At 40.5% G+C, this 23,010-nt stretch carries 22 protein-coding genes; 2 read left to right on the top strand and 20 right to left on the bottom strand.

Translation table 11 applies throughout. The annotated features are described in order from the left end of the window. Window positions 1-13: 13 nt before the first annotated feature. The 6 genes from LC090_RS08380 to LC090_RS08355 all read right to left on the bottom strand — a co-directional run bounded on the left by LC090_RS08380 (window position 14) and on the right by LC090_RS08355 (window position 7,229). The gene (locus LC090_RS08380) at window positions 14-1,294 is read right to left on the bottom strand and encodes a DNA polymerase IV (RefSeq protein ID WP_226657089.1); all 1,281 of its coding nucleotides are present in this window, start codon (window positions 1,292-1,294) and stop codon (window positions 14-16) included. Between the two features lie 95 nt (window positions 1,295-1,389). Next, window positions 1,390-1,878: a MarR family winged helix-turn-helix transcriptional regulator gene (locus LC090_RS08375; protein ID WP_226657087.1), complete on the bottom strand. Its 489-nt coding sequence runs from the start codon at window positions 1,876-1,878 to the stop codon at window positions 1,390-1,392. Window positions 1,879-2,017: 139 nt separating this feature from the next. After that, window positions 2,018-3,139 carry a M20/M25/M40 family metallo-hydrolase gene (locus LC090_RS08370; RefSeq protein WP_226657085.1) on the bottom strand — a complete coding sequence of 374 codons (1,122 nt, stop codon included), beginning with the start codon at window positions 3,137-3,139 and terminating at the stop codon, window positions 2,018-2,020. A gap of 24 nt (window positions 3,140-3,163) precedes the next feature. Next, window positions 3,164-4,711, bottom strand: coding sequence for an acyl-CoA carboxylase subunit beta (locus LC090_RS08365; RefSeq protein WP_226657083.1), 1,548 nt, complete (start codon window positions 4,709-4,711; stop codon window positions 3,164-3,166). Beyond that, complete coding sequence (mce, locus tag LC090_RS08360; protein WP_226657081.1) at window positions 4,711-5,547, bottom strand: methylmalonyl-CoA epimerase; 837 nt, start codon at window positions 5,545-5,547, stop codon at window positions 4,711-4,713. The genes LC090_RS08365 and mce overlap by 1 nt, the downstream gene beginning before the upstream one ends. A gap of 23 nt (window positions 5,548-5,570) precedes the next feature. Next, window positions 5,571-7,229 (bottom strand): acyl-CoA mutase large subunit family protein, encoded by a 1,659-nt coding sequence (locus LC090_RS08355; RefSeq protein ID WP_226657079.1) that lies wholly within the window; start codon window positions 7,227-7,229, stop codon window positions 5,571-5,573. Between the two features lie 209 nt (window positions 7,230-7,438). Here LC090_RS08355 and prli42 point away from each other — a divergent pair, with 209 nt between their 5' ends. Continuing rightward, on the top strand, window positions 7,439-7,531 hold the full coding sequence (gene prli42, locus LC090_RS08350; protein WP_224592116.1) for a stressosome-associated protein Prli42: 93 nt from the start codon (window positions 7,439-7,441) through the stop codon (window positions 7,529-7,531). Window positions 7,532-7,588: 57 nt separating this feature from the next. Here the strand turns inward: prli42 and LC090_RS08345 are convergent, their stop codons facing one another. From LC090_RS08345 to LC090_RS08280, 14 genes are all read right to left on the bottom strand, one after another. Continuing rightward, complete coding sequence (locus LC090_RS08345) at window positions 7,589-8,143, bottom strand: L,D-transpeptidase (RefSeq protein ID WP_226657077.1); 555 nt, start codon at window positions 8,141-8,143, stop codon at window positions 7,589-7,591. A gap of 46 nt (window positions 8,144-8,189) precedes the next feature. Continuing rightward, entirely contained in the window at window positions 8,190-9,158 is a 969-nt protein-coding gene (locus tag LC090_RS08340; protein WP_226657075.1) for an aromatic acid exporter family protein, read from the bottom strand. 192 nt (window positions 9,159-9,350) lie between these two features. After that, window positions 9,351-10,073: an amino acid ABC transporter ATP-binding protein gene (locus LC090_RS08335; RefSeq protein ID WP_226657073.1), complete on the bottom strand. Its 723-nt coding sequence runs from the start codon at window positions 10,071-10,073 to the stop codon at window positions 9,351-9,353. Then, the gene (locus LC090_RS08330; protein WP_226657071.1) at window positions 10,066-10,725 is read right to left on the bottom strand and encodes an amino acid ABC transporter permease; all 660 of its coding nucleotides are present in this window, start codon (window positions 10,723-10,725) and stop codon (window positions 10,066-10,068) included. Before LC090_RS08330 ends, LC090_RS08335 begins: the two co-directional genes overlap by 8 nt. 26 nt (window positions 10,726-10,751) lie before the next feature. Further along, complete coding sequence (locus tag LC090_RS08325) at window positions 10,752-11,549, bottom strand: transporter substrate-binding domain-containing protein (RefSeq protein WP_226657069.1); 798 nt, start codon at window positions 11,547-11,549, stop codon at window positions 10,752-10,754. Window positions 11,550-11,803: 254 nt separating this feature from the next. Next, entirely contained in the window at window positions 11,804-12,232 is a 429-nt protein-coding gene (locus tag LC090_RS08320) for a BrxA/BrxB family bacilliredoxin (protein ID WP_226657067.1), read from the bottom strand. Window positions 12,233-12,353: 121 nt separating this feature from the next. Then, the gene (locus LC090_RS08315; RefSeq protein ID WP_226657065.1) at window positions 12,354-13,652 is read right to left on the bottom strand and encodes a dihydrolipoamide acetyltransferase family protein; all 1,299 of its coding nucleotides are present in this window, start codon (window positions 13,650-13,652) and stop codon (window positions 12,354-12,356) included. A 27-nt stretch (window positions 13,653-13,679) separates the two neighbouring features. Next, complete coding sequence (locus LC090_RS08310; RefSeq protein ID WP_226657064.1) at window positions 13,680-14,663, bottom strand: alpha-ketoacid dehydrogenase subunit beta; 984 nt, start codon at window positions 14,661-14,663, stop codon at window positions 13,680-13,682. 12 nt (window positions 14,664-14,675) lie between these two features. Further along, entirely contained in the window at window positions 14,676-15,668 is a 993-nt protein-coding gene (locus LC090_RS08305; RefSeq protein ID WP_226657063.1) for a thiamine pyrophosphate-dependent dehydrogenase E1 component subunit alpha, read from the bottom strand. Between the two features lie 30 nt (window positions 15,669-15,698). Further along, window positions 15,699-17,120 carry a dihydrolipoyl dehydrogenase gene (gene lpdA / locus LC090_RS08300; protein WP_226657062.1) on the bottom strand — a complete coding sequence of 474 codons (1,422 nt, stop codon included), beginning with the start codon at window positions 17,118-17,120 and terminating at the stop codon, window positions 15,699-15,701. Window positions 17,121-17,196: 76 nt separating this feature from the next. Next, the gene (buk, locus tag LC090_RS08295) at window positions 17,197-18,300 is read right to left on the bottom strand and encodes a butyrate kinase (protein WP_226657061.1); all 1,104 of its coding nucleotides are present in this window, start codon (window positions 18,298-18,300) and stop codon (window positions 17,197-17,199) included. A gap of 14 nt (window positions 18,301-18,314) precedes the next feature. Beyond that, window positions 18,315-19,412 (bottom strand): Leu/Phe/Val dehydrogenase, encoded by a 1,098-nt coding sequence (gene bcd, locus LC090_RS08290; protein WP_226657060.1) that lies wholly within the window; start codon window positions 19,410-19,412, stop codon window positions 18,315-18,317. Between the two features lie 29 nt (window positions 19,413-19,441). Continuing rightward, complete coding sequence (gene yqiS, locus LC090_RS08285; RefSeq protein ID WP_226657058.1) at window positions 19,442-20,338, bottom strand: phosphate butyryltransferase; 897 nt, start codon at window positions 20,336-20,338, stop codon at window positions 19,442-19,444. Between the two features lie 116 nt (window positions 20,339-20,454). Further along, window positions 20,455-22,521 carry a sigma-54 interaction domain-containing protein gene (locus tag LC090_RS08280; RefSeq protein ID WP_226657056.1) on the bottom strand — a complete coding sequence of 689 codons (2,067 nt, stop codon included), beginning with the start codon at window positions 22,519-22,521 and terminating at the stop codon, window positions 20,455-20,457. A gap of 184 nt (window positions 22,522-22,705) precedes the next feature. Here LC090_RS08280 and LC090_RS08275 point away from each other — a divergent pair, with 184 nt between their 5' ends. Next, complete coding sequence (locus tag LC090_RS08275; protein WP_226657054.1) at window positions 22,706-22,942, top strand: DUF2627 domain-containing protein; 237 nt, start codon at window positions 22,706-22,708, stop codon at window positions 22,940-22,942. Window positions 22,943-23,010: the final 68 nt, after the last annotated feature.

The following is a 23,010-nucleotide window of genomic DNA, read 5'->3' as shown; positions in this document are numbered from 1 at the left end:
GGAAAGAGATCACTTACTCTTTATCTTGCTTATACTTCCAAAGAAAGTCACGATCGAGGCTTGTTCCCCGTCTCTTTTCATCTCGCAATTTATGACTCCCATCTTTACCAAGCTGATTTCCCTTTAGAAGAGCTCCTTCCCCATATTTCGATCGAATCGTACCGATAGTATTTTGTAACTGTTCTCGTTTTGAGTCTGCCTCAAAGGAAAATAAATCAAGTTGAACGGTTGCCTCATTTCGATTGACGAGCTGCTGCCCCGTGATGCCCAGTAAGCGAATCGGTTGTCCAGACCAATTTTTTTCAAAGAGAGTTTGTGCAGCGTCAAGTATATCCGAAGATTGAGAGATAGGGTTTTGAAGTTTTCTACTTCTTGTAACGGTCGTTCGATCGCTGTACCGTATCGTTAGTTGAATATTAAAGCTAAGAACATTCTTTTTAGCCATCCGTTTAGCAACGGAATCAGCTAAATTTGTAAGTGCAGTATGAATACGGTGATGATCGATAAGATCTTCAGGAAAAGTAGTCGAATTACCAACGCTTTTAAATTCATCAATTGCATCTGGATCTACTGGGCGATCATCTCGTCCATTTGCACGTTCATATAACCTCTTTCCATTAATACCCAGCTTCATTTCAAGTTGGAGTGGATTCGCATGAGCAAGGTCATAAATGGTTTTAATATTTAACTCAAGTAATTTTTCTTTTGTTTTCTTTCCTATTCCGTGCATTTCCCCAACATCAAGCGGCCAGAGCAATTGATCTAGCTCTCGTTTACGAAGAATGGTAATCCCTAATGGTTTTTTCATATCAGAAGCCATCTTTGCTAAAAATTTATTCGGTGCAATTCCTATACTACAAGGGATACCAATTTCAATATGGATGCGTCTTTGAATCTCATCCGCGATCTCAATCGGATTTCTGTCTCCACAGTCTTCTGTAATATCTAAATAGCCTTCATCAATGGACACTGGTTGGACGAGTGGGGTATAGGATTCTAAGAGTTCAAAAATCTGGAGAGACGTCTGCCGGTAAAGTGGAAAATTAGGCGGCATCACAAGAAGTTCAGGACAATGCTTCTTCGCTTCCCAAACTGGCATGGTTGTTTTCACGCCTTTCTTTCTCGCTTCATAGCTACTCGTAACGACGATACCTCGCCTTTCTTCTACATTTCCGGCAATTGCAAGGGGCTTCCCTTGAAGTTTTGGATTATGAGCGACTTCAACAGACGCATAAAAACTATTCATATCCACATGAAAAATAACTCTTCCTCTTCCCTTTGCACTCCGCTCCATTTCACACATCTCCTTAACCCTTAAATCGACACCGTTCCCCTTCATTCGGGTAGTGCCTGTCACTCATGCTAAAAAGACAGGAGAGATCTCCTGTCTTACGTGGTTGGTACTTTCTTTCGTTCAACCCATTTCACAAATTCACTTCCGTGAAAGTACTGATTGAAGTCCATTTGAAATTCATACATCGCGTCAAGAAATTCAGCATTTTCAACTGATTTTGACCGGTACTCGTCAAGGTAATTCATGACAGCATAGGAGTACTGAGTACTTACTTCCACTTTGGTTTGCCCTTCTTCCGTTAAGGTTACGTAAGATACTCGTCGATCGTTGGCTTTCTTTTCTAGCTTAACAAATCGTTTGTTTTTCAAACGTTTTAATACCTGCATGACCGTTGAAACGTCCCAAAGGCCAATTTCTGAAATTTTTGTAATGGTTACTTCTTCCTCCAAATAAACGATCCACATCACATGCTGTTCAGCTTGGGTTAACCCAATTTCTCTAGCATTTTTTTGCCATTCATTTTCCAAAACTTTATATGTGCCACGCATATAATTCATTAGTTTGTGAGTTTGAATAGAGTCCATATTAACACCGCTTCCACTTCAATAATTGTCATTTTACCTACTTATTTTAACATAATATAGAAACGTTGCCACGGAGGTAGCTGTAACAAAAAAGAGAACATTGCCGAAAATCGACAATGTTCTAAACATTTCTTTAAACTTAGGCGTTGGCAACTTCTTTAATGATCGAAACCACTGCTTCAGATACCTTTACAAGCTCTTTTACAGGCATACGTTCATTTGTTGTATGAATCTCTTCATAACCAACAGCCAGGTTGACTGTAGGAATACCGTGACCTGCAATAACATTGGCGTCACTTCCACCACCGCTTGTTAATAGCTCAGGGGGACGTCCAATCTTTTCCATTGCTTTTTTCGCTACTTCAACGACATAGTCACCATCATTAAACTTGAATCCAGGGTACATCACCTTAATATCAAGATCGACTGAACCGCCCATTTCTGAAGCAGTTTTTTCGAAAGCTTGTTTCATTTTCTCTACTTGCGCTTCCATTTTCTCAGGAACGAGCGAGCGTGCTTCAGCAAGCACTTCCACATAATCACAAACAATATTTGTTTGAGAACCACCCTCAAAACGTCCAATATTTGCTGTTGTTTCATCATCTAAGCGACCAAGCGGCATTTTCGCGATGGATTTTGCTGCCATTGTAATCGCTGAAACGCCCTTTTCAGGTGCCACACCTGCGTGAGCTGTTTTCCCATAGATGGTGGCTTTTATCTTTGCTTGCGTTGGAGCGGCTGTAATGATTTTACCAACTTCACCATCACTATCAAGCGCATAACCAAATTTTGCGATTAGCTTCTCAGGGTCAAGCACTTTTGCACCTTGTAGCCCTGATTCTTCTCCAACGGTAATAATAAATTGGATCGTCCCATGTTCAATGTTTTGTTCTTTTAAAACGCGAATGGCTTCGAACATAGCTGCCAAGCCTGTTTTATCGTCAGCTCCTAGGATCGTTGTTCCATCTGTTACAACGTACCCGTCTTTCATCGTTGGCTTAACGCCTTTCCCTGGTACCACTGTATCCATATGGGAAGTGAAATAAATCGGATCTGCTTTTTCAACGGTTCCTTTAAGCGTGCAAATTAAGTTTCCTGCCTCATGATCCGTTTTATCTGCAGCATCATCTTCTTCAACTTCTACACCTAGCGAAGTGAATTTTTCTTTTAAAATGGCAGCAATTTTTTTCTCATGTTTTGTTTCAGAATCGATTTGAACGAGCTCTAAAAATTCGTCAACTAGTCTTTGTTCATTAATCATGATGTATGCCTCCTAGAATTCGTTTTAAAGCGGGATATTGCCGTGCTTCTTTTTTGGACGATCTTCCTTCTTATTCCGCATTAATTCGAGCGCTTCAATCAGCTTCTTTCTCGTCTCTCTTGGATCGATTACGTCATCAACCATCCCACGTGAAGCAGCTATGTATGGGTTCGCGAACTTCTCACGATACTCTTCAATCTTTGCGGCCCTCGTTGCTTCTGGATCATCACTCTCATTAATTTCTCTTGCAAAAATGACGTTAGCAGCACCTTCTGGACCCATCACGGCAATTTCTGCATTTGGCCAGGCATAAACGAGATCGGCACCAATGGATTTGGAGTTTAAAGCAACATATGCTCCACCATACGCTTTTCTTAGAATTACCGTTATTTTCGGTACGGTTGCTTCTGAGTATGCATAAAGGATTTTAGCGCCATGACGGATAATGCCACCGTGCTCCTGTTTGATACCTGGGAAAAATCCGGTAACATCTTCAAACGTAATCAATGGAATATTAAAAGAATCACAGAACCGGATAAAGCGCGAAAGCTTGTCAGAAGAATCAATGTCAAGTCCACCAGCCATTACTTTTGGCTGATTGCAGACCATTCCTACTGTCTCACCTTTTATTCTTGCAAAACCAATCACAATGTTTTTCGCAAAATATTTTTGTACTTCAAGAAATGAGTCTTTATCTACTACTGCATCAATCACCGTTCTAACGTCATATGGCCTGGTGGCATCAAATGGAACAAGATCGGCAAGATCTGCACAAAAATCATCGCGTTCATCACTCTTTATGATAGGACTCTTCTCTTCATTATTTAATGGTAAATAGCTGATCAAATCACGAACGCTTGCGAGAACTTCTTCTTCAGTCTTACCTGTAAAGTGGGCATTACCACTTTTTGACCGATGGACTTTTGCCCCACCAAGATCTTCAGCTGTAATCTTCTCGCGTGTAACTGTTTCTATTACTTTAGGCCCAGTAATAAACATCTGGCTAGTATCTTCTACCATAAAAACAAAATCAGTTATAGCAGGAGAATAGACAGCTCCACCTGCACATGGACCCATAATCACCGAAATTTGTGGGACCACTCCGGAATAGATCGCGTTACGATAAAAGATGTGTCCATACCCATCCAATGATACCACACCTTCTTGAATTCTCGCACCTCCAGAGTCATTCAGACCGATAATTGGTGCACCATTTCGAGCTGCAAGATCCATGACATGTGCTATCTTTTTGGCATGCATTTCCCCTAAAGCTCCACCAAAAACCGTGAAATCTTGGGCAAAGAGATAAATCGGACGGCCATTAACTTTCCCATAACCGGTAACCACACCTTCGCCTGGTGCCTTTAAATCTCCCATTCCAAAATCCTGAGAGCGATGCTCAATAAACGAATTAAGCTCAACAAACGTCCCTGGGTCAACGAGCAAATCAATTCGTTCCCGTGCGGTTAATTTCCCTTTCTCATGCTGTTTATTTATTCGTTCATCTCCACCCCCAAGCTCTACTTCTCTGCGCCGATCGTACAGTTCGTTGATTTTATCGTACATGTCCATTATTCTGCCTCCTTCGTCACTTTACTACAAAGTTCGTATAGTACCCCTCCTGCTGATTTAGGATGCAGAAATGCAATATTCGCTCCACCAGCACCTTTCACAGGCGTTTCATGAATCAGTTTCACCCCATTTTTTGAAAGTTCACGTAACCTGTCTTCAATTTGATCAGCTGCAAGCGCAATATGATGAATGCCCTCTCCTCTTTTACTAATAAATGTGGCAATGGGGCTAGAATCTCCAATTGGCTCTAGCAGCTCAATCCTTGATTCGCCAATTTTCAAGAACGCTACTTTCACACCTTCTGAAACCACTTCTTCAATCGCTTCTAACTTCAAATGAAGTTGATTCACATAAAAAGGAAGAGCTTCTTCTAAAGAAGATACAGCAATTCCGATATGATCAATTTTCTTAGGCGGTTCTTTTACGGACTGATCAATTCCATCTCGCTCATACACGGCTTTTTCAATAAAAATAGCAGTATCTTTGGTTGGAGTTCCCGGGGTAAATACTTTTTGAATCCCTTTTGATTCTAAAAACGGAATGTCTTCCCATGGGATCACCCCGCCCCCTACAACGATAATATCCCCCGCCTCACGCTGTTCTAACAATGAAACAATTTCAGGGAATAATTCGTTATGTGCTCCCGATAAACAGGACAATCCTATTGCATCCACATCTTCTTGAATGGCAGCTGCAACGATTTGTTGTGGCGTTTGCCTTAAACCGGTATAGATGACTTCCATTCCATAATCACGAAGTGCCTGAGCAATAACAAGCGCTCCTCTATCGTGACCATCAAGACCCGGTTTTGCTATTAGTACGCGAATCTTCTTCATGTCTTTCTCCACTCCCCGTTTGTTTAGATTCCTGTATATTCACCAAATTCCTCTCGAAGGATGCCGCAGATTTCACCGACTGTACAATAATCTCGAACACAATTAATAATAAGTGGCATTAAGTTGCTCGTTCCTTTAGAACCAGCCCTTAATTCCTCCAACCGAGCGCTCACTCGACGTTGATCTCTTTTGCTACGTAAGGTTTCCAATTTTTCAATTTGTTTACGTTGAAGCTCAGGATCAATACGATGCAATTCTGGCTTAGGCTCATCTTCTAACTTGTACCGATTCATGCCCACGACGACCTCTTCGCCACTCTCAATTTTCTTTTGTGTCTCATACGCTGCTTGGTGAATTTCTCGCTGCATATAACCCTGTTCAACAGCGGATACTGCCCCGCCCATATCATCAATCTTTCGAATGTATTCAAAAACATATCCTTCAAGCTGATCGGTCAAATTCTCTATAAAATATGAACCTCCAAGAGGATCAACCGTATCCGTTACACCGCTTTCGTTTGCAATAATTTGCTGTGTTCGAAGAGCAATCCGTGCGGAGTCTTCCGTAGGCAATGCTAAAGCTTCATCCTTCGCATTTGTATGCAGGCTCTGTGTTCCTCCAAGAACAGCCGCAAGTGCTTGAATGGTTACCCGGACTATATTGTTGTCAGGCTGCTGCGCGGTTAACGTTGATCCAGCGACTTGAGTGTGAAAGCGAAGCTGCAGGCTTTTCGGTTTTTTCGCGCCGTACCGTTCTTTCATAATTTTAGCCCAGATTCTTCTGGCTGCTCTAAATTTCGCAACTTCTTCAAGAAACTGATTATGTCCATTAAAAAAGAAAGCAAGTCGGGGCGCAAAATCGTCAACTTTTAAACCCGCTTCAATTGCTGCATCGACATAAGCAATTCCGTTTGCAATCGTAAATGCTAGTTCCTGAGCCGCAGTCGACCCTGCTTCTCTAATGTGATAACCAGATATACTAATCGTATTCCATCGCGGGACGTGCTCAGCACAATAAGCAAAGATATCTGTAATTAATCTCATCGAAGGTTTAGGTGGAAAAATATATGTTCCCCTAGCAATATATTCTTTTAAAATGTCATTTTGGATTGTTCCTGAGATTTGTGCTTGTGACACCCCCTGCTTTTCTGCAACAACAATATACATTGCGAGCAAAACAGATGCAGGTGCATTTATCGTCATAGAAGTACTAACTTTATCAAGAGGAATATCCCGTAAAAGCGCTTCCATATCATCGAGTGAATCAATGGCAACGCCAACCTTACCAACTTCCCCCTTCGCCATCAGATCGTCCGAATCATAGCCAATCTGAGTAGGAAGATCAAAGGCAACAGATAATCCAGTTTGACCTTGTTCTAGTAAGTACCGAAAGCGTCGGTTCGTTTCCTCTGCCGACCCAAACCCGGCATACTGCCTCATTGTCCATGTTCGACCTCGATACATTGTTGGCTGAATTCCTCTAGTATAGGGATATTGGCCTGGTAAGCCCAATTTCTCCATATAGTCCTCATCCAAACTTTCAGGATGTCCTAGACGAGCTATATCAATTCCAGAGCTAGTCTTAAAAGCTTCTTTCTTCTCCGGAAATTTTTCAATTAGCTTTTCAGTTAGTGCTTTCCATTCCTCAAACTGTGTTTGAAAATCTTTCTTCTCTGTTGTCATCCCCATTCCTCCCTGGAAGTCTTAGGCTATTCGAATCGAAGTGAAATTTAGATCTCTAACTTATATTTAATTCTGGATAAAGTAAGCGTTTTCCTTCTAAATTCGAAAAATTTGTCGATAGACATCCTTGTTTCCTGAAGGATTGCCTTGTTCAACCTAACGAATCAATGTAAAATAACGATAGAATGCTTATTTTGGGAGGGACTCTCATGCCTCGGAAAGCTACAAAGATCGTTGTTTATATTATGATTATTTCGTTGCTTCTTAGTTTATTTGCTGGAGCAACAGCAATGTTATTTTAGAACCCGTTATTAAGTAGCGCCTAAGAAAGGCAACAATTGATAGAAAAGAAGAAGCCGTCAATTGACGGCTTCTTCTTTTCTGTCTTCATTTAAGTTCGATGTGGATTTCGCTATCGCTCCAGCTTTCCTTGCCAATTCATCAAATGAACGGTCACTAGCAGTAATAAGAATTTTGGTTCCGACTGGTATTTCATTAAAAAGCAGTTCAACTTCCTCATTTAAAAGTCGAATACATCCAGCAGTCGTATATTTCCCAATTGAATCTGGACGATTCGTCCCATGAACGCCGTAAATTCGACCATTTGTACCTTTTGCATCAAAACCAATCCACCTTGTACCTAGCGGATTCTCTTTCACTCCACCTTTAATATTTTTCTTTCTGTAATAAGGATTTTCCGCTTTAACAATGATCGTAAATAGACCTTCAGGGGTTTGATCGACACTTTTACCTGTGGCCACAGGTAAAACACGCTGTACTTCATTCTCATCCACAAAGGCTAATTCATTCGTCTTCTTATTTACGATAAGAAACGGATCTCCAGGATTTGGATGAGTACCAAATGGAAAGAGAATGGATGCAGACAAACACAGTGATAATATGATAGAGAGCAAAATCGTTCACTCCTTTTACTCACTATCATGCATCCATTTATCGAATTCATTCAGCTTTTGAAAAAGCCCCTGGTTTAAAGTAACGTTTTAATAGCAGGTATTGTTCTACTTCATTTAAAAAATATAAAAGGGCTGAACGTGTTTCAAACTCTGCACGATCGGCTGGCAATGGGGAATTTCTAAATTCCTCACGCATCGCTTCTAGTTCTTCAAGAAACACATTCGCAGTATTTTGTGGTTTGACAGAGCGACTCAGCTTTTCCATAAAATCAGCCATTGTGCGCCCATGAAGATAAGTTTGATCGAGTGATGAAATAATAGGAAGCACTCGCTCTAAGATGGCAAACTGTTTTTCACGCATTTTAAAGTAAACATAATACTTATCATCATCACGCAACATATGGTTTTCAATATCTTTAAGCGCAAGATTCTTTGCATGCCGAAGCAAATCTTCTACTTCGATAATCTCTTTCCCATCCCAGCTACTTTCACCTTCGCGAAGATAAACCGCATATTCCATCAATATCACAGAAAATTTCTCTTCGATTTGTTTTCTGATTTTCATTAAATCTTTTTCGAGACTTGGCATATACAGATTAAATAGAAGCGCCACACCTATTCCGATCACAATAATCGCTACTTCATTCCAGACAATCTCCCAACTCACATCATTAAAGTTGTAAATATGGAGAATGATAACTGAACTCGTAATGACGCCTTCCGTTGCCTTTATCGCAACAACCACCGGAATAAAGAAAAGCAGCAAGAGCGAAATACTAAATGGCGTATAACCAATACCTTCAAAAAACACCGCGCTAAATACAATACCAAGTAAACAAGCCAAAAATCGTTCCCATGAACTTCGAAATGACCGTTTAGTTGTGGGTTTAATACAAAGAATTGTTAGAATGCCTGCAGAAACATAGTTATCAAGAGAGAAAAGTTGCGCTATTGTAATGGCAATCCCTGTTCCTATTGCTGTTTTTAATGTCCGATAACCAATTTTCACTTTCAATAAAGATTCTTCCTTCCACAATAAGAGTTACTACTTTAATATCCTTCAATTAACAGAGTCTAAACCATTTTCTCTTGATTGAACAGTTAAATTCATTTTGATAACGCTTTCGTGATCATTTTTCTTATAATACCTATGTAGGAACCCAAATTTCGTACTTAAAGACAAAAAAAGTGAACACGAATGTCCACTTTATAACACTTTATTTAGAAACGCTTTTGCTCGATCCGTTTGAGGATTATTAAAAAATGCGGAAGGTTCACTTTCCTCAACAAGCTTTCCTCCATCTAAAAATAAAATCCGATCGGCCGCTTCTCTTGCGAAAGCCATTTCATGTGTAACAATGACCATTGTCATCCCCGAATTGCCAAGATCCTTCATCACATCAAGTACTTCGTTAACCATCTCTGGATCTAGTGCGGAAGTAGGTTCATCAAACAACATGTATTCAGGCTCCATTGCCAGCGCCCTCGCAATAGCAACACGCTGCTTTTGTCCCCCAGACAATCGTTTAGGATATTCATTAGCTTTTATCGAGAGACCAACCTGCTCAAGGAGTTCTTTAGCTTTTTTCTCAGCTATTTGACGCTTTAAACCTTTCACCTTCATCGGTGCATAGATAAGGTTTTCCAGCACAGTTTTATGTGGAAATAGATGAAAGTGTTGAAAAACCATTCCAATCGACTGACGTAATTGCATAATATTGGTTGAAGAATCCGTTAGTTTTTTATCGTTCACCCATATTGTCCCCGAACTTACATGTTCTAGTTGGTTCATACAGCGAAGAAGAGTCGACTTCCCAGATCCAGATGGCCCTACGATTGCCACAACTTCACCTTTTTGAATCGTTGTATGAATGCCACTTAACACTTCATTTTTACCAAATTTTTTGTGAAGATTCTCTACTTTAATCACTCCGACTCATTCTCCTTTCTACTAATTTACCTACTAGAGTTAACATCATTACGAGTACATAGTAAATGATTCCGGCGATTAACAACGGTTCAAAGTATTTGAATTTCTCAGCAGCTACAATCTGACTCCGTCTCATAATATCAAAAACGCCAATAACTGAGACAATCGCAGATTCTTTTGTTAATGTAATAAACTCATTCATGAGTGCAGGTAAAATGTTTTTCATAGCCTGCGGTAAAATAATATCCTTCATCATTGGACGATATGGAATACCCAGGGCGGCTGCCGCTTCATTTTGTCCAGTGTCTACTGCACGAATTCCTGCCCGTATAATTTCAGATATATAGGCAGCCGAATTTAGTCCAAATGAGAGAACGCCAGCTTCAAAAGCCGATATATCATACCCTGTTAACTGAGGTGTTGCATGATAAAATAATAATAGCTGTAAGATAAGAGGGGTACCTCTGAAAACAGATGTATAAGCATCAGCTAACCAACTAAGAACTTTTACTCGTCCTATCTTAAATAAAGCAAGTATTGTCCCCAGCGCGAATCCCACGATAGCTGAAACACTAACAAATTTTAACGTGACCAATATTCCTTGCAGGATGTAGGGAATATTAGGCACGAATTGTCCAAAATCCAAATTCATGCCTCTTCATCCTTTCTTCTAAGATGTTATTCTATGGTGTCCTGACCAAACCATTTCTCAATAAGCTCGTCCATTTTGCCATTGTCCTTCATTTCCTTAATGACTTCGTTAAATTCTTTCGTTAACTTACTATCTTTCGGGAAGGCGACAGCCGATCCCGCCTCTTCTGTATTAGGAAGATTCTCACCAGATAGGTCATCATTACTTTCTAAGTAGCCTTTTGCTACAGTGTCTTCAATAATAATGGCATCATAACGTCCTGATTTTAGTTCTTGAATCAGTTCTGGAATACGATTTAGCGTAATGATTTCCATATCGATTCCGCTATCTTTTAATTCGTTCGCTTTGTCTTCTTGAATGGAGCCGAGCTGCACCCCTACTTTTGCTCCATCGAGATCTTCAGGTTTTACCAATTCATTATCTGTTGATGATAGAATCATATGGTTAGCTGAATAATAAATATCTGAGAAGTCTACATTTTCCTTACGTTCAGCTGTAGGTGTCATTCCTGCTAGAACAAAATCGACACGCTCACTACTTAATGCAGTAATTAATCCACTAAAATCCATGTCTTTGATTTCAACGTTATACCCTAACTCTTTCGCAATATAGTTAGCGATATCGACATCAAAACCAATGATCTCTTCTCCTTGAGCAGAATCGATATATTCAAATGGTGGATAATCAGCTGAAGTACCCATTACGAGCGTTTTTTCTGATTCTCCTCCATCTTCACTCTTAGCATCTTCATTTGAAGCGCCGCACGCAGCAAGTCCTATTAACATAAACAATCCAGCAATGATGATGAACCAATTTTTCTTCATTAATTATTCCCCCTGATAAATGTATAATAATTCGTTAACTTGAATATTTATCACTATACCAGACATTTCATTTACATTCTACATTTTTATTCATATATTTTTATATAAATAAAAGTAAGTTTTTTCAGTTAATTCTGTAAATATCACAAAAACAACCGTCAATTAAGTTTCTTTTCTACATTGAAAACGAATACAATATACATAATGCAATAAAAAAAGCATCCGGCAAAATGCCGGATGCTCATTAAAAATGATTAGCAATATTTATTGAATAAATATTGCAACATGCCAGAAACTTCCTCAGGATCGCTTCCTTCAATCTCGTGACGTTCTACCATGTTAATGATTTCTCCATCTTTTAAAATAGCAAATGAAGGAGAAGATGGTGCAAATCCAGTGAAATAAGAACGCGCTTTTGCAGTGGCTTCTTTATCCTGTCCCGCAAAAACCGTTACAAGATGATCAGGAGTCTTCTCGTTAGTAATCGCCATCTTGGCAGCTGGACGTGCCACGCCTCCTGCACAGCCACATACAGAGTTGACCATCACAAGCGTTGTACCTTTGCTTGTTACAACCTCTTCGACCTCTTCAGGTGTAGTTAATTCTTTATATCCCGCTGCTTTGATCTCTTCACGAGCTGTTGCCACAACATCGTTCATAAATAGATTAAAATCCATCGACATTCCATATTCCTCCCTTAATTCAAATCGCCTTCTTTCTTATTGTATCGCGAATCACGATACTTTTCCAAGAAACGCTTTCATCCATCGAAAAAACAGCCATCCTTTAAGATGGCTGTTCATGTTAATAGACAGACGTTTTCTCTTTTGAGATTGTTTCTAGGTTTTCTTTCACTCGAGCAAGGAACTTACCGCAAATCATCCCATCAAGTACTCTGTGATCAAGAGAGAGGCAAAGGTTTACCATATCACGGACAGCAATCATGCCGTTGTTCATAACGACCGGACGCTTCACAATGCTCTCCACTTGAAGAATAGCAGCTTGCGGATAATTAATAATGCCCATAGATTGAACAGAACCAAATGATCCAGTGTTATTCACGGTGAACGTTCCACCTTGCATTTCTTCACCTTTTAGCTTACCAGTTTTTGCTTTTTGGGCAAGCTCTTTCACTTCACGAGCTATGCCTTTAATTGACTTTTCATCTGCATTCTTGATAACAGGAACGAAAAGAGACTCGTCTGTACCTACCGCAATCGAAATGTTAATATCTTTTTTCTGAACAATTTTATCGCCAGCCCACATTGAATTCATTTGAGGGAATTCTTTGAGTGCCTCAACGACAGCTTTAACAAAGAAAGCAAAGAACGTTAAACCATAGCCTTCTTTTTTCTTGAAATCATCTTTAATGCCATTACGGTATTCAACAAGATTTGTCACATCCACTTCCACCATTGTCCATGCGTGCGGAGCTTCATGCTTACTACGAAGCATATTGTTCGCAATGGCACGGCGAACGCCTGTAACTGGGATTTCAATGTCCCCCTCTGCTACAGGAACATCAGCGCCTTTTGTTTCTGGGACTGATTTGACTGGAGCTTTAGGAGCTTCACTCTTCTCTTCTTTTTTGTTTTCAGAAGGTGCTTGTTCTTGCTTCGGTGCTGGAACTTCACCTGAGTCAATTACCTTCTGGATATCTTTTCGGGTAATACGCCCACCTTTACCAGAACCGCTAATTTGTTCAAGGTCGATATTATTTTCCTGCGACATACGAAGAACTGCTGGTGAGTATCGACGTTTCATCGGCTGATCCTCATCCTGCTCTTTCTTTTCTTCAGAAATATTTTCTATCGCCTGTTGACCTGTTGACTCTTCCTGTTTTTCTTCTTTAGGTGCTCCACCTTCAACATCGATATAACAAACAAGTTCACCGACTTCAATCGTATCGCCTTCTTCAGCCACTAGTTCTTTAATAACTCCGGTATATGATGAAGGAACCTCTGCATTTACTTTATCTGTATTTACCTCTGCAATCGGATCATACTTATTTACAGAATCACCCACTTCGACGAGCCACTTTTCAATCGTTCCTTCTGTGACACTTTCTCCAAGTTGAGGCATCAGTATTTTTTCAACTGCCACAATAAACCCTCCACTTCTTCCAATCGTTTAGTATTCTGCTAATTCACGCATCGCTTTTTCAACTTTGTCAGGATTCAGCATAAAGTATTTTTCCATTGGTGGGGAATACGGCATAGCTGGTACATCCGGACCTGCTAAGCGCTGAATCGGTGCATCAAGATCAAAAAGACATTCTTCTGCAATGATTGCAGAAACTTCGCTAATAATACTTCCTTCTTTGTTGTCTTCCGTGACAAGAAGAACTTTACCAGTCTTTTTGGCTGCTTCTACTATTGCTTCGCGATCAAGTGGATAAACTGTACGAAGATCGAGAACATGTGCAGAAATACCGTCTTTTTCTAGCTTCTCTGCTGCTTGAAGTGCAAAGTGTACACTTAGACCGTATGTAATGACAGTAATATCGTCACCTTCACGTTTCACATCTGCTTTTCCAATTGGAAGAGTATACTCTTCTTCAGGTACCTGGCCTTTAATCAAACGATACGCGCGCTTATGCTCGAAAAATAATACCGGATCGTTATCTCGAATGGCAGCTTTCAACAGACCTTTTGCATCATAAGGGGTAGAAGGCATCACAATTTTAAGTCCAGGGACATTAGCGAAAAGCGCTTCAACAGATTGCGAATGATAAAGTGCTCCGTGCACGCCACCACCATAAGGCGCACGAATGGTAATTGGGCAATCCCAATCGTTGTTTGATCGGTATCGTATTTTAGCTGCTTCGGAAACAATTTGGTTAACTGCCGGCATAATGAAATCAGCAAACTGCATTTCTGCAACTGGTCGCATTCCGTACATCGCAGCTCCAATGCCAACACCAGCAATCGCTGATTCTGCAAGTGGTGTATCAATGACACGGTGTTCACCAAACTCATCATAAAGTCCGTCCGTTGCGCGGAAAACACCACCGCGAACACCAACATCCTCGCCTAAAACAAAAACTTTCTCGTCGCGCTGCATTTCTTCTCTTAAGGCCTGGGTTATCGCTTGAATATATGAAATAACTGGCATAATGGTTCCTCCTTACTCTCCGTATACATGCTTCATTGCATCTTCAGCCGGTGCATAATCCGCATTTTCTGCGTACTCTGTTGCTTCATCTACTTCTTTTTGAACACGTTCGTGAATTTCTTTTTCAATTTCATCAGTCAGAACGCCAACTTCTTTTAAATAAGCCGCAAATGTAATGATCGCATCCTTTTTCTTCGCTTCTTCCACTTCTTCACGTGTGCGATAGGCGCGATCGTCGTCATCACTGGAGTGTGGTGTTAAACGATAAGATACTGTCTCAATTAATGTCGGACCATCCCCTCGACGGCCTCTTTCTACCGCTTCTTTTGCAGCTTCATAGACTGCAAGAGGATCATTTCCATCTACCGTAATGCCCGGCATTCCATATCCAATTGCACGATCAGACACTTTCTCACAAGCTAACTGCTTGGATACTGGAACGGAAATAGCATATTTGTTATTTTCACATACAAATAAGACTGGTAACTTATGCACACCTGCAAAGTTCGCTGCCTCATGAAAATCACCTTGATTGGATGACCCTTCTCCGAATGAACAGAACGTGACAAGGTCTTTTCCTTCCATGCGGCCCGCTAGAGCAAAACCAACGGCATGAGGCACTTGTGTTGTTACAGGAGAGGAACCGGTAATGATGTTATTTTTTTTCTGTCCAAAGTGACCCGGCATTTGGCGACCAGCTGAGTTTGGATCTTCCGCTTTTGCAAATCCTGAAAGCATCAAGTCCTTTGCTGTCATGCCAAATGAGAGGACAACACCCATATCACGATAATATGGTGCAACAAAATCCTTCTCTGGATCCATTGCAAATGCAGATCCGACCTGTGCCGCTTCTTGACCCTGACAAGAAATAACGAATGGAATTTTTCCAGCGCGGTTTAGTAACCACATACGTTCATCGATCTTTCGAGCCATCAACATTGTTTCAAACATTTCAAGCACTCTTTCATCTGAAAGTCCTAATGCTTCATGACGATTTTCAGCCATATTGTTTTACCTCCTTAAATAAACCTTTTATTAAGAATGAATTGCTTTTCCATCCACTGCAAGAGCAGCTTCACCGATTGCTTCAGAAAGTGTAGGGTGAGGATGAATGGTATGGGCTACTTCCCATGAAGCTGCATCAAGGACTTTTGCTAAACCTGCTTCAGAAATCATATCCGTTACATGAGGTCCAATCATATGTACACCTAGAAGATCCTCATTATCTGCATCCGCTACAATTTTTACAAATCCATCAGATTCACCAAATACAAGCGCTTTACCAATGGCTTTAAAAGGAAACTTCCCAATTTTCACAGTATGCCCCTTTTCTCTTGCTTGGGCTTCGGTTAAACCTACACTCGCCATTTCAGGACTGCTATAAATACAGCTAGAAACCTGTGTGTAATCAATTGGTTCTGGATCTTGATCTGCTAAATGTTCTACGGCTGTTATCCCTTCATGTGAAGCCACATGCGCAAGCTGCATACCACCGATCACATCACCGATCGCATAAATATGAGATTCTTTTGTTTGATAATATTCATTGGTTTGGATGACGCCTTTATCTACTTCGATCGTTGTGTTTTCAAGACCGATGTTTTTCACGTTTGCTTCTCGTCCTACCGATACGAGCATCTTATCTGCCGTAAATGTTTTCGTTTCTCCCTCATGTTCCGCTTGAATAGATACACCCTGATCTTTTGTTAAAGAATCACCCATTACTTTTGCACCAGTAAAGAGCTTAATTCCTTTTTTCTTCATAAGCTTGTGTGCTTCTTTAGAGATATCTTTGTCTTCCGTTGGGACGATTCGATCGGCATATTCGAGTACAGTGACCTCTACCCCAAAATCAACAAGCATGGATGCCCACTCAATTCCAATAACACCGCCGCCGACAATGATAATAGAAGATGGGAGGCTTTCCATTTGAAGGGCTTCATCTGATGTCATCACATACTCTCCATCTACCTCAAGTCCTGGAAGCGTGCGTGGCTTTGAACCAGTTGCAATAATAACGTTTTTAGGAATCAACATTTCATTTTCTTCCCCATTATTCATCTCAACTGAAACTGTTCCGGGCATTGGAGAGAATATTGATGGTCCAAGAATTCGACCGAATCCTTCAAACACATCAATTTTTCCTTGTTTCATAAGGTGCTTCACGCCATTATGAAGCTGATCAACAATGCCTTGCTTTCGTTCCTGAACTTTTTTAAAGTCTAATGCAATTTCCTTTGCCATGACACCAAATTTCTCGCCATGCTTCGCTGTGGCATAGACTTCAGCACTGCGAAGCAATGCTTTACTTGGAATACATCCACGATGCAAACATGTACCACCTAGTTCCCGCTTTTCAACAATTGCCGTTTTTAGACCTAACTGGGAAGCACGAATGGCAGCAACATAGCCCCCAGTACCTCCACCCATTATGACAAGATCATATTCTTCAGCCATTCAAATTCTCCTTTGTTGAACGTTTTATTCCACATTGTTCTTAAACAAGATACTTTACACATCGCATAAACAAACACTATACGATCGATTCGATTGAAGTAACTGGGTAAACTTTCGCTTGTTCTTCTTCTCTTAACACTCGTAATCCACCTTCAGCTAAGGCCTGGAGCTCATTTTCACCTGGATGAACGATTACATCAGCAATCCATTTGATTTGCTCAGTTATTTGAGATACAAATTGCTTTCCATAAGCGAGCCCACCTGTTAAAACAATCGCATCTACTTCTCCTGCAAGAACAGCACTAGCCGCTCCAATCTCTTTAGCTACCTGATACGCCATGGCATCAAAAATTAGTTTCGCTTTCTCATCGCCATTATGAATTCGCTGCTCAACTTTCACGGCATCGTTTGTCCCAAGATAACCAACGTACCCTGCTTGTCCAACAAGCTTCTTCATGATCTCATCAGCGTAATACTCTCCGGAAAAACACATCGAGACAAGATCACCAACCGGAACTGTACCAGCCCGTTCTGGTGAGAATGGACCTTCACCGTGCAATCCATTATTCACATCCACGACTTTTCCTTTACGATGGGCTCCAACGGTTATCCCGCCCCCCATATGAGTTACAATAAGGTTAAGATTTTCGTATTTACTGTTTAATTGAGAAGCCACTCGTCTTGCTACAGCTTTTTGGTTTAATGCATGGAAAATACTTTTACGCTCAATTTCTGGTACTCCAGAAATTCGTGCAACATCTTGCAGTTCATCTACAACCACAGGATCTACTATAAAGGATGAGATATTGAGCTGTTCAGCAATTTCAAAAGCAATTATCCCCCCTAAATTGGAAGCGTGTTCACCTGAAAAACCATTACGTAAATCTTCAAGCATACGTTCATTAACCGCATATGTTCCACCTTCAATTGGGCGCAATAACCCTCCACGTCCTACGACAGCAGACAGTCTCGAAATGTTAATATCTTCTTCGTCTAAAGCTTCAAGAATGGTGTTTTTCCTAAACTCATATTGATCGATGATGGATTTAAATTGGTTGATTTCATCTGTATCGTGCCGTAATGATTTCTCAAATACGGCACGTTCATTATCAAAAACGCCTATTTTTGTTGATGTTGACCCAGGATTAATTACCAGAAGTCGATATACTTTATCTGTCACTCCGAACCCTCCGTTTATCTACGATGACCTAAAATATGCTGAGAGTTCATTAAGAATTGACTTCTTGATTGCTTCATTTGCTCAATTCTTTCTTCAGCAAGACGGTCTGCAGCTGCATAAGTTGGAATGCCATCACGTTTTGAAATCTCAATTACTTTTGAAATCGTGTCATAAATTCCATCAACGCGTTTCATTGCTCGATCGCGATTATAGCCATAAAGCTCATCTGCAACGTTAATCACGCCACCTGCGTTAATAACATAGTCAGGCGCATAGACAATGCCCATTTCGTGAATTTGATCACCGTGAGTTGTTTCACGAAGCTGATTGTTTGCTGCACCCGCAATAACCTTTGCTTTAATTCTGTTGATCGTATCGTCATTAATAATGGCACCAAGTGCGCACGGAGCGAAAATATCGCAGTCGACATCATAAATATCATCCGGATCAACTGCTTTGGCACCGAAGTCAGTTACAGCGCGATCAACTGATTCTTTGTTGATATCAGTTACTACTAGAGAAGCGCCTTCTTCGTGAAGGTGTTTGCAAAGGTTATATGCAACATTCCCAACACCCTGTACAGCTACTGTTTTACCTTGTAATGAATCAGTACCAAATGCTTCCTTAGCTGCTGCTTTCATTCCCACATAAACCCCATACGCAGTAACTGGAGAAGGATTACCAGAAGAGCCAAATGCAGGTGAAATGCCAGTTACATATTCTGTTTCTTCATGAATTGTATCCATGTCTTGAACTGTGGTACCTACATCTTCTGCCGTAATGTATCGACCGTTTAATCCTTGAATGTAACGTCCAAATGCTCGGAACATGGCTTCATTTTTATCTTTACGAGGATCCCCAATAATAACCGTTTTTCCTCCTCCAAGATTTAAACCTGCTGCAGCATTTTTGTAAGTCATTCCTTTAGCTAGACGAAGCGCATCCTCAAATGCAGCTTCTTCAGAAGCGTATGTCCACATTCTTGTTCCACCAAGAGCTGGTCCAAGGGTTGTATCATGAATCGCAATAATTGCTTTTAATCCTGAAGCTTTATCCTGACAAACAACCACTTGTTCATAATCGTATTTCTCCATATAAGTAAAAAGTTCCATAAGTAATCTTCCTCTCTGTTATCTTCTAGTTATTTAGCTGAACTTACTGCGAGCGCGATACTATATACTTTACTTTCTGAACTATCTGCTCGAGAAGTTAAGACAATCGGTGCTTTAGCGCCTGCAATCACTCCTCCTACTTTTGCATGTGCAAAGTAGACGAGTGATTTATAGAGTGCATTCCCTACTTCGATAGAAGGAACAAGAAGAATGTCTGCTTTTCCCGCTACTTCACTGTGTATTCCTTTTTGTTCTGCCGCTTTTTCGGAAATAGCATTATCCAATGCAAGTGGCCCATCAATTAAGCAGTCAGAAATCTGACCTCGTTTATTCATCTGTGTCAGTGCTGAGGCATCAAGTGTTGCTTGCATAGCAGGATTAACCACTTCTACCGCAGCCAGTGGGACAACTTTTGGCAGCTCAATTCCAATGCTTCTCGCGATAGATACTGCGTTCTTAACGATTTCAACCTTTTGCGTTAAATCGGGTTCAATATTCATTCCTGAGTCTGTTACAAAAATTAGTCTTTCGTAGCCTTCGATATCAAAAGCAGCTACGTGAGAAAGGACTTTTCCTTTTCGCAAACCATATTCTTTATTCAATACTTCCTTTAAAATCACCGAGGTAGATACCATCCCTTTCATCAACACATCGGCTTCTCCATTACTTACGGCTTTAACGGCCATTCGTGAAGCCTCTTGCTCTGATTCCACATGGACAATTTGAAGGAATGGTGATTCATTTAATCCCTCCTCGGCTAACATTCGTTTCAGTTCGTGCTGATCACCGTATAGAATGAATGAAGCCAGCTGCATCATAATAGCTTTGCGAACTGCTTCAATCACTCCTTTATCTGCTGCAGCAGCAAGGGCAACTGTTTTGTTAGGCTGTTCGGATAGATCATTCACAAGTTGTTCTAGATTCATCGGTGTCCTCCTTTTACGCCATCATACTATTATGCAAGTTCCGTGCCAATTTTAAATTCTTACTGCAACTGGGTTTGAGTTGAATCGACCATGCAACAAATTGCACATCGCGCAAATCATTGCATGCTAGACTTTTCAATTCCGTGTTTCTCCATTTTATAATATAAATTACGAAGAGACACACCCAACGCCCTGGCGGTCGCCGTCTTATTTCCCTCATAAAGTTCAAGCGTCTGACGAATTGTTTTCTTTTCAAATTCATCAACTAACTGAGATAGCATCTTATCAGGGGTTCTTTCGACCGACAGAAGTTCAGCATCTTTCTTTTCACTTAATAGCGAAGGAAGATGGTGTAATTCGATCATCGTTTCTGAAACATCCATGTGAATCACAATTCTTCCCAAAACGTTTTCAAACTCCCTAACGTTCCCTGGCCAGTCATAAGATTTTAAATAGTCCACAGCTGCTGGGGTTACCCCTCTCACATTTCTTCCATAATCTTGATTGATTTTTGTTAGTAAATGTTTCGCAAGGGCTGCAATATCTTCTTTCCGTTGTCTCAATGGAGCTATTTGAATCGGCAGGCGATTTAATCGATAGTATAAATCTTCCCTAAACGAACCATCGATTATTCTTTTTTCAAGTTTCGCATTCGTCGCAGCGATGATTCTTACATTAATTGAAATCGGCTTCGCCCCACCCACTCGTACAATTTCACGTTCCTGCAGTACGCGAAGGAGCTTTGCCTGCGTCCCTAAAGACACTTCTCCAATTTCATCTAAAAAAATGCTCCCACCGTTCGCTTCCTCAAAAAGCCCTCGTTTACCACCTTGTCGGGCACCCGAAAACGCTCCATCCTCATAACCAAAAAGTTCACTTTCAAATAGGGATTCAGAAATAGCGGCGCAATTCACCCTGACAAATTTGTTATATTTACGATCACTTGCATTATGTATGGCATGTGCAAATAATTCCTTCCCTGTACCCGATTCCCCGCGAAGAAGTACGGTCGCTGGAGTAGAGGCAGCTAGTTTAGCTTGCTGAACAGAAAAAGTCATCTCATCTGATTTCCCTATTATATCTTCAAAGGAATACTTTGCTTCTAACGTTCTAATAATTTGCCTGGCTCGTTGTAGTTGGTTATTCAGAGAGTGTAATTCTGAAATATCATGAATAACTCCTACACTTCCTTTCAAACGTCCATCAACAATAACAGGCGAAACATTGACAACGACTTCTCTTTTTTTAGGACCAACTTTCATCTGCACACCGCGCACAGGCTTTCTTGTTCTAAGCACACGCATATGCATGCTTTCACCTTCAGATATGTCGGTATTTGCCGGTTTGCCGATAACCTCATCACGGCTGAGACCCGTTAACCTAGTATAAGCCGGATTGATCATAAGTCCTTTTCCGTTTTCATCTACAACAGAAATTGCTTCGTCGGAGGATTGTATAATGGCTTCAAGCATTGATTGAATACTTTTTAAATTTGTTACCTCTTGTGCCATCTGCTCGATTGCCGTCATGTCTTTAAAAACAGCCAGTGCGCCGATTCGGCTTCCTTCATCGTCAAACATCGGAATTCTTGTCGTAATTATTTTCTTTCCGTTTGGTAGCAACTGTTCTTGATTAATTTCAGCTTTTCCAGACGAAAGAACACGAGGTAGCATACTAGAAGCCATCAGAGATCCAATTACTCTTCCATCAGCCTGCTCTTTGCTAATCCCAGTAATTTTCTCAGCACTGCGATTAAACAACGTTACTTCCTCATGGACATTAACCGCAATCATTCCGTCATGTGTCGAATCTAAGATGATTTCCTGTTGTTTAGATTGATGAAGCAATGTATCAATTAACACTTCTTTTTCTTCGATTAACTTTAAAACAATATTTGCTACTGATCCGGGAATTAAAACAGTATGCTTTTCTCGCTTGTCTCTGATTTCCTCAAAAACCGCTTCATCTCCAGTAGCTTCTACAATGACATCGATTTCAAAATGTTCTAATGCCACTTTCCAGTCTTCAAAGACATCAATCCCACTATTACGAGCCTTAAGTATACCAGGTGCGTCTTGGTTACAATCCACCATCGCAATAACTTCCATCATTTTGGTTTCCTGCAATATCTCCAGAAGCGCCACTCCACCTTTTCCAGCACCTACAATCATACATGTTCGCAACTCTTCATCACCTGCATCCTATACATGCAATATATTTCATACTAATCATACATCTATTTTATATTTTTGACAAATCATGCACGGTTATCGCCATTGTTTTTTTGTTAGTTATAGACATACATAGACACTTCATGCAGACTTCGCTACAATAGCACTAGTGAAGTATGGAAAGGGTGCACCAGTAATGAGGTTAGTGGCTTTACTTGTTGTCTTAATTCCCGGAATCATTGGTGTTATTGGTATTAAATTAATGAGAGATGTTCTTTTCGGAGTGTTAAATCCACCGTTTACTTCTCTTATCGTTCAATTTATTCTCGGTCTCGTTTTCCTTATCGCTGGTCTTGCTTTCGTTGGCGGGTTTATTTTTTATAGAGATCGTAAACGAAATAAAGTACAACCGAGATTTTCGTCAAAAAAATAATAATCAAACAAAAAACAAAACCCCTTTCGAAGAAAGGGGTTTTGTTTTTTAATGATAAACATTTTAAA

Source organism: Guptibacillus hwajinpoensis, from assembly GCF_020524165.1.
Lineage (GTDB): Bacteria > Bacillota > Bacilli > Bacillales > Guptibacillaceae > Guptibacillus > Guptibacillus hwajinpoensis_D.
This window is presented reverse-complemented; position numbering and strand designations above follow the sequence as displayed.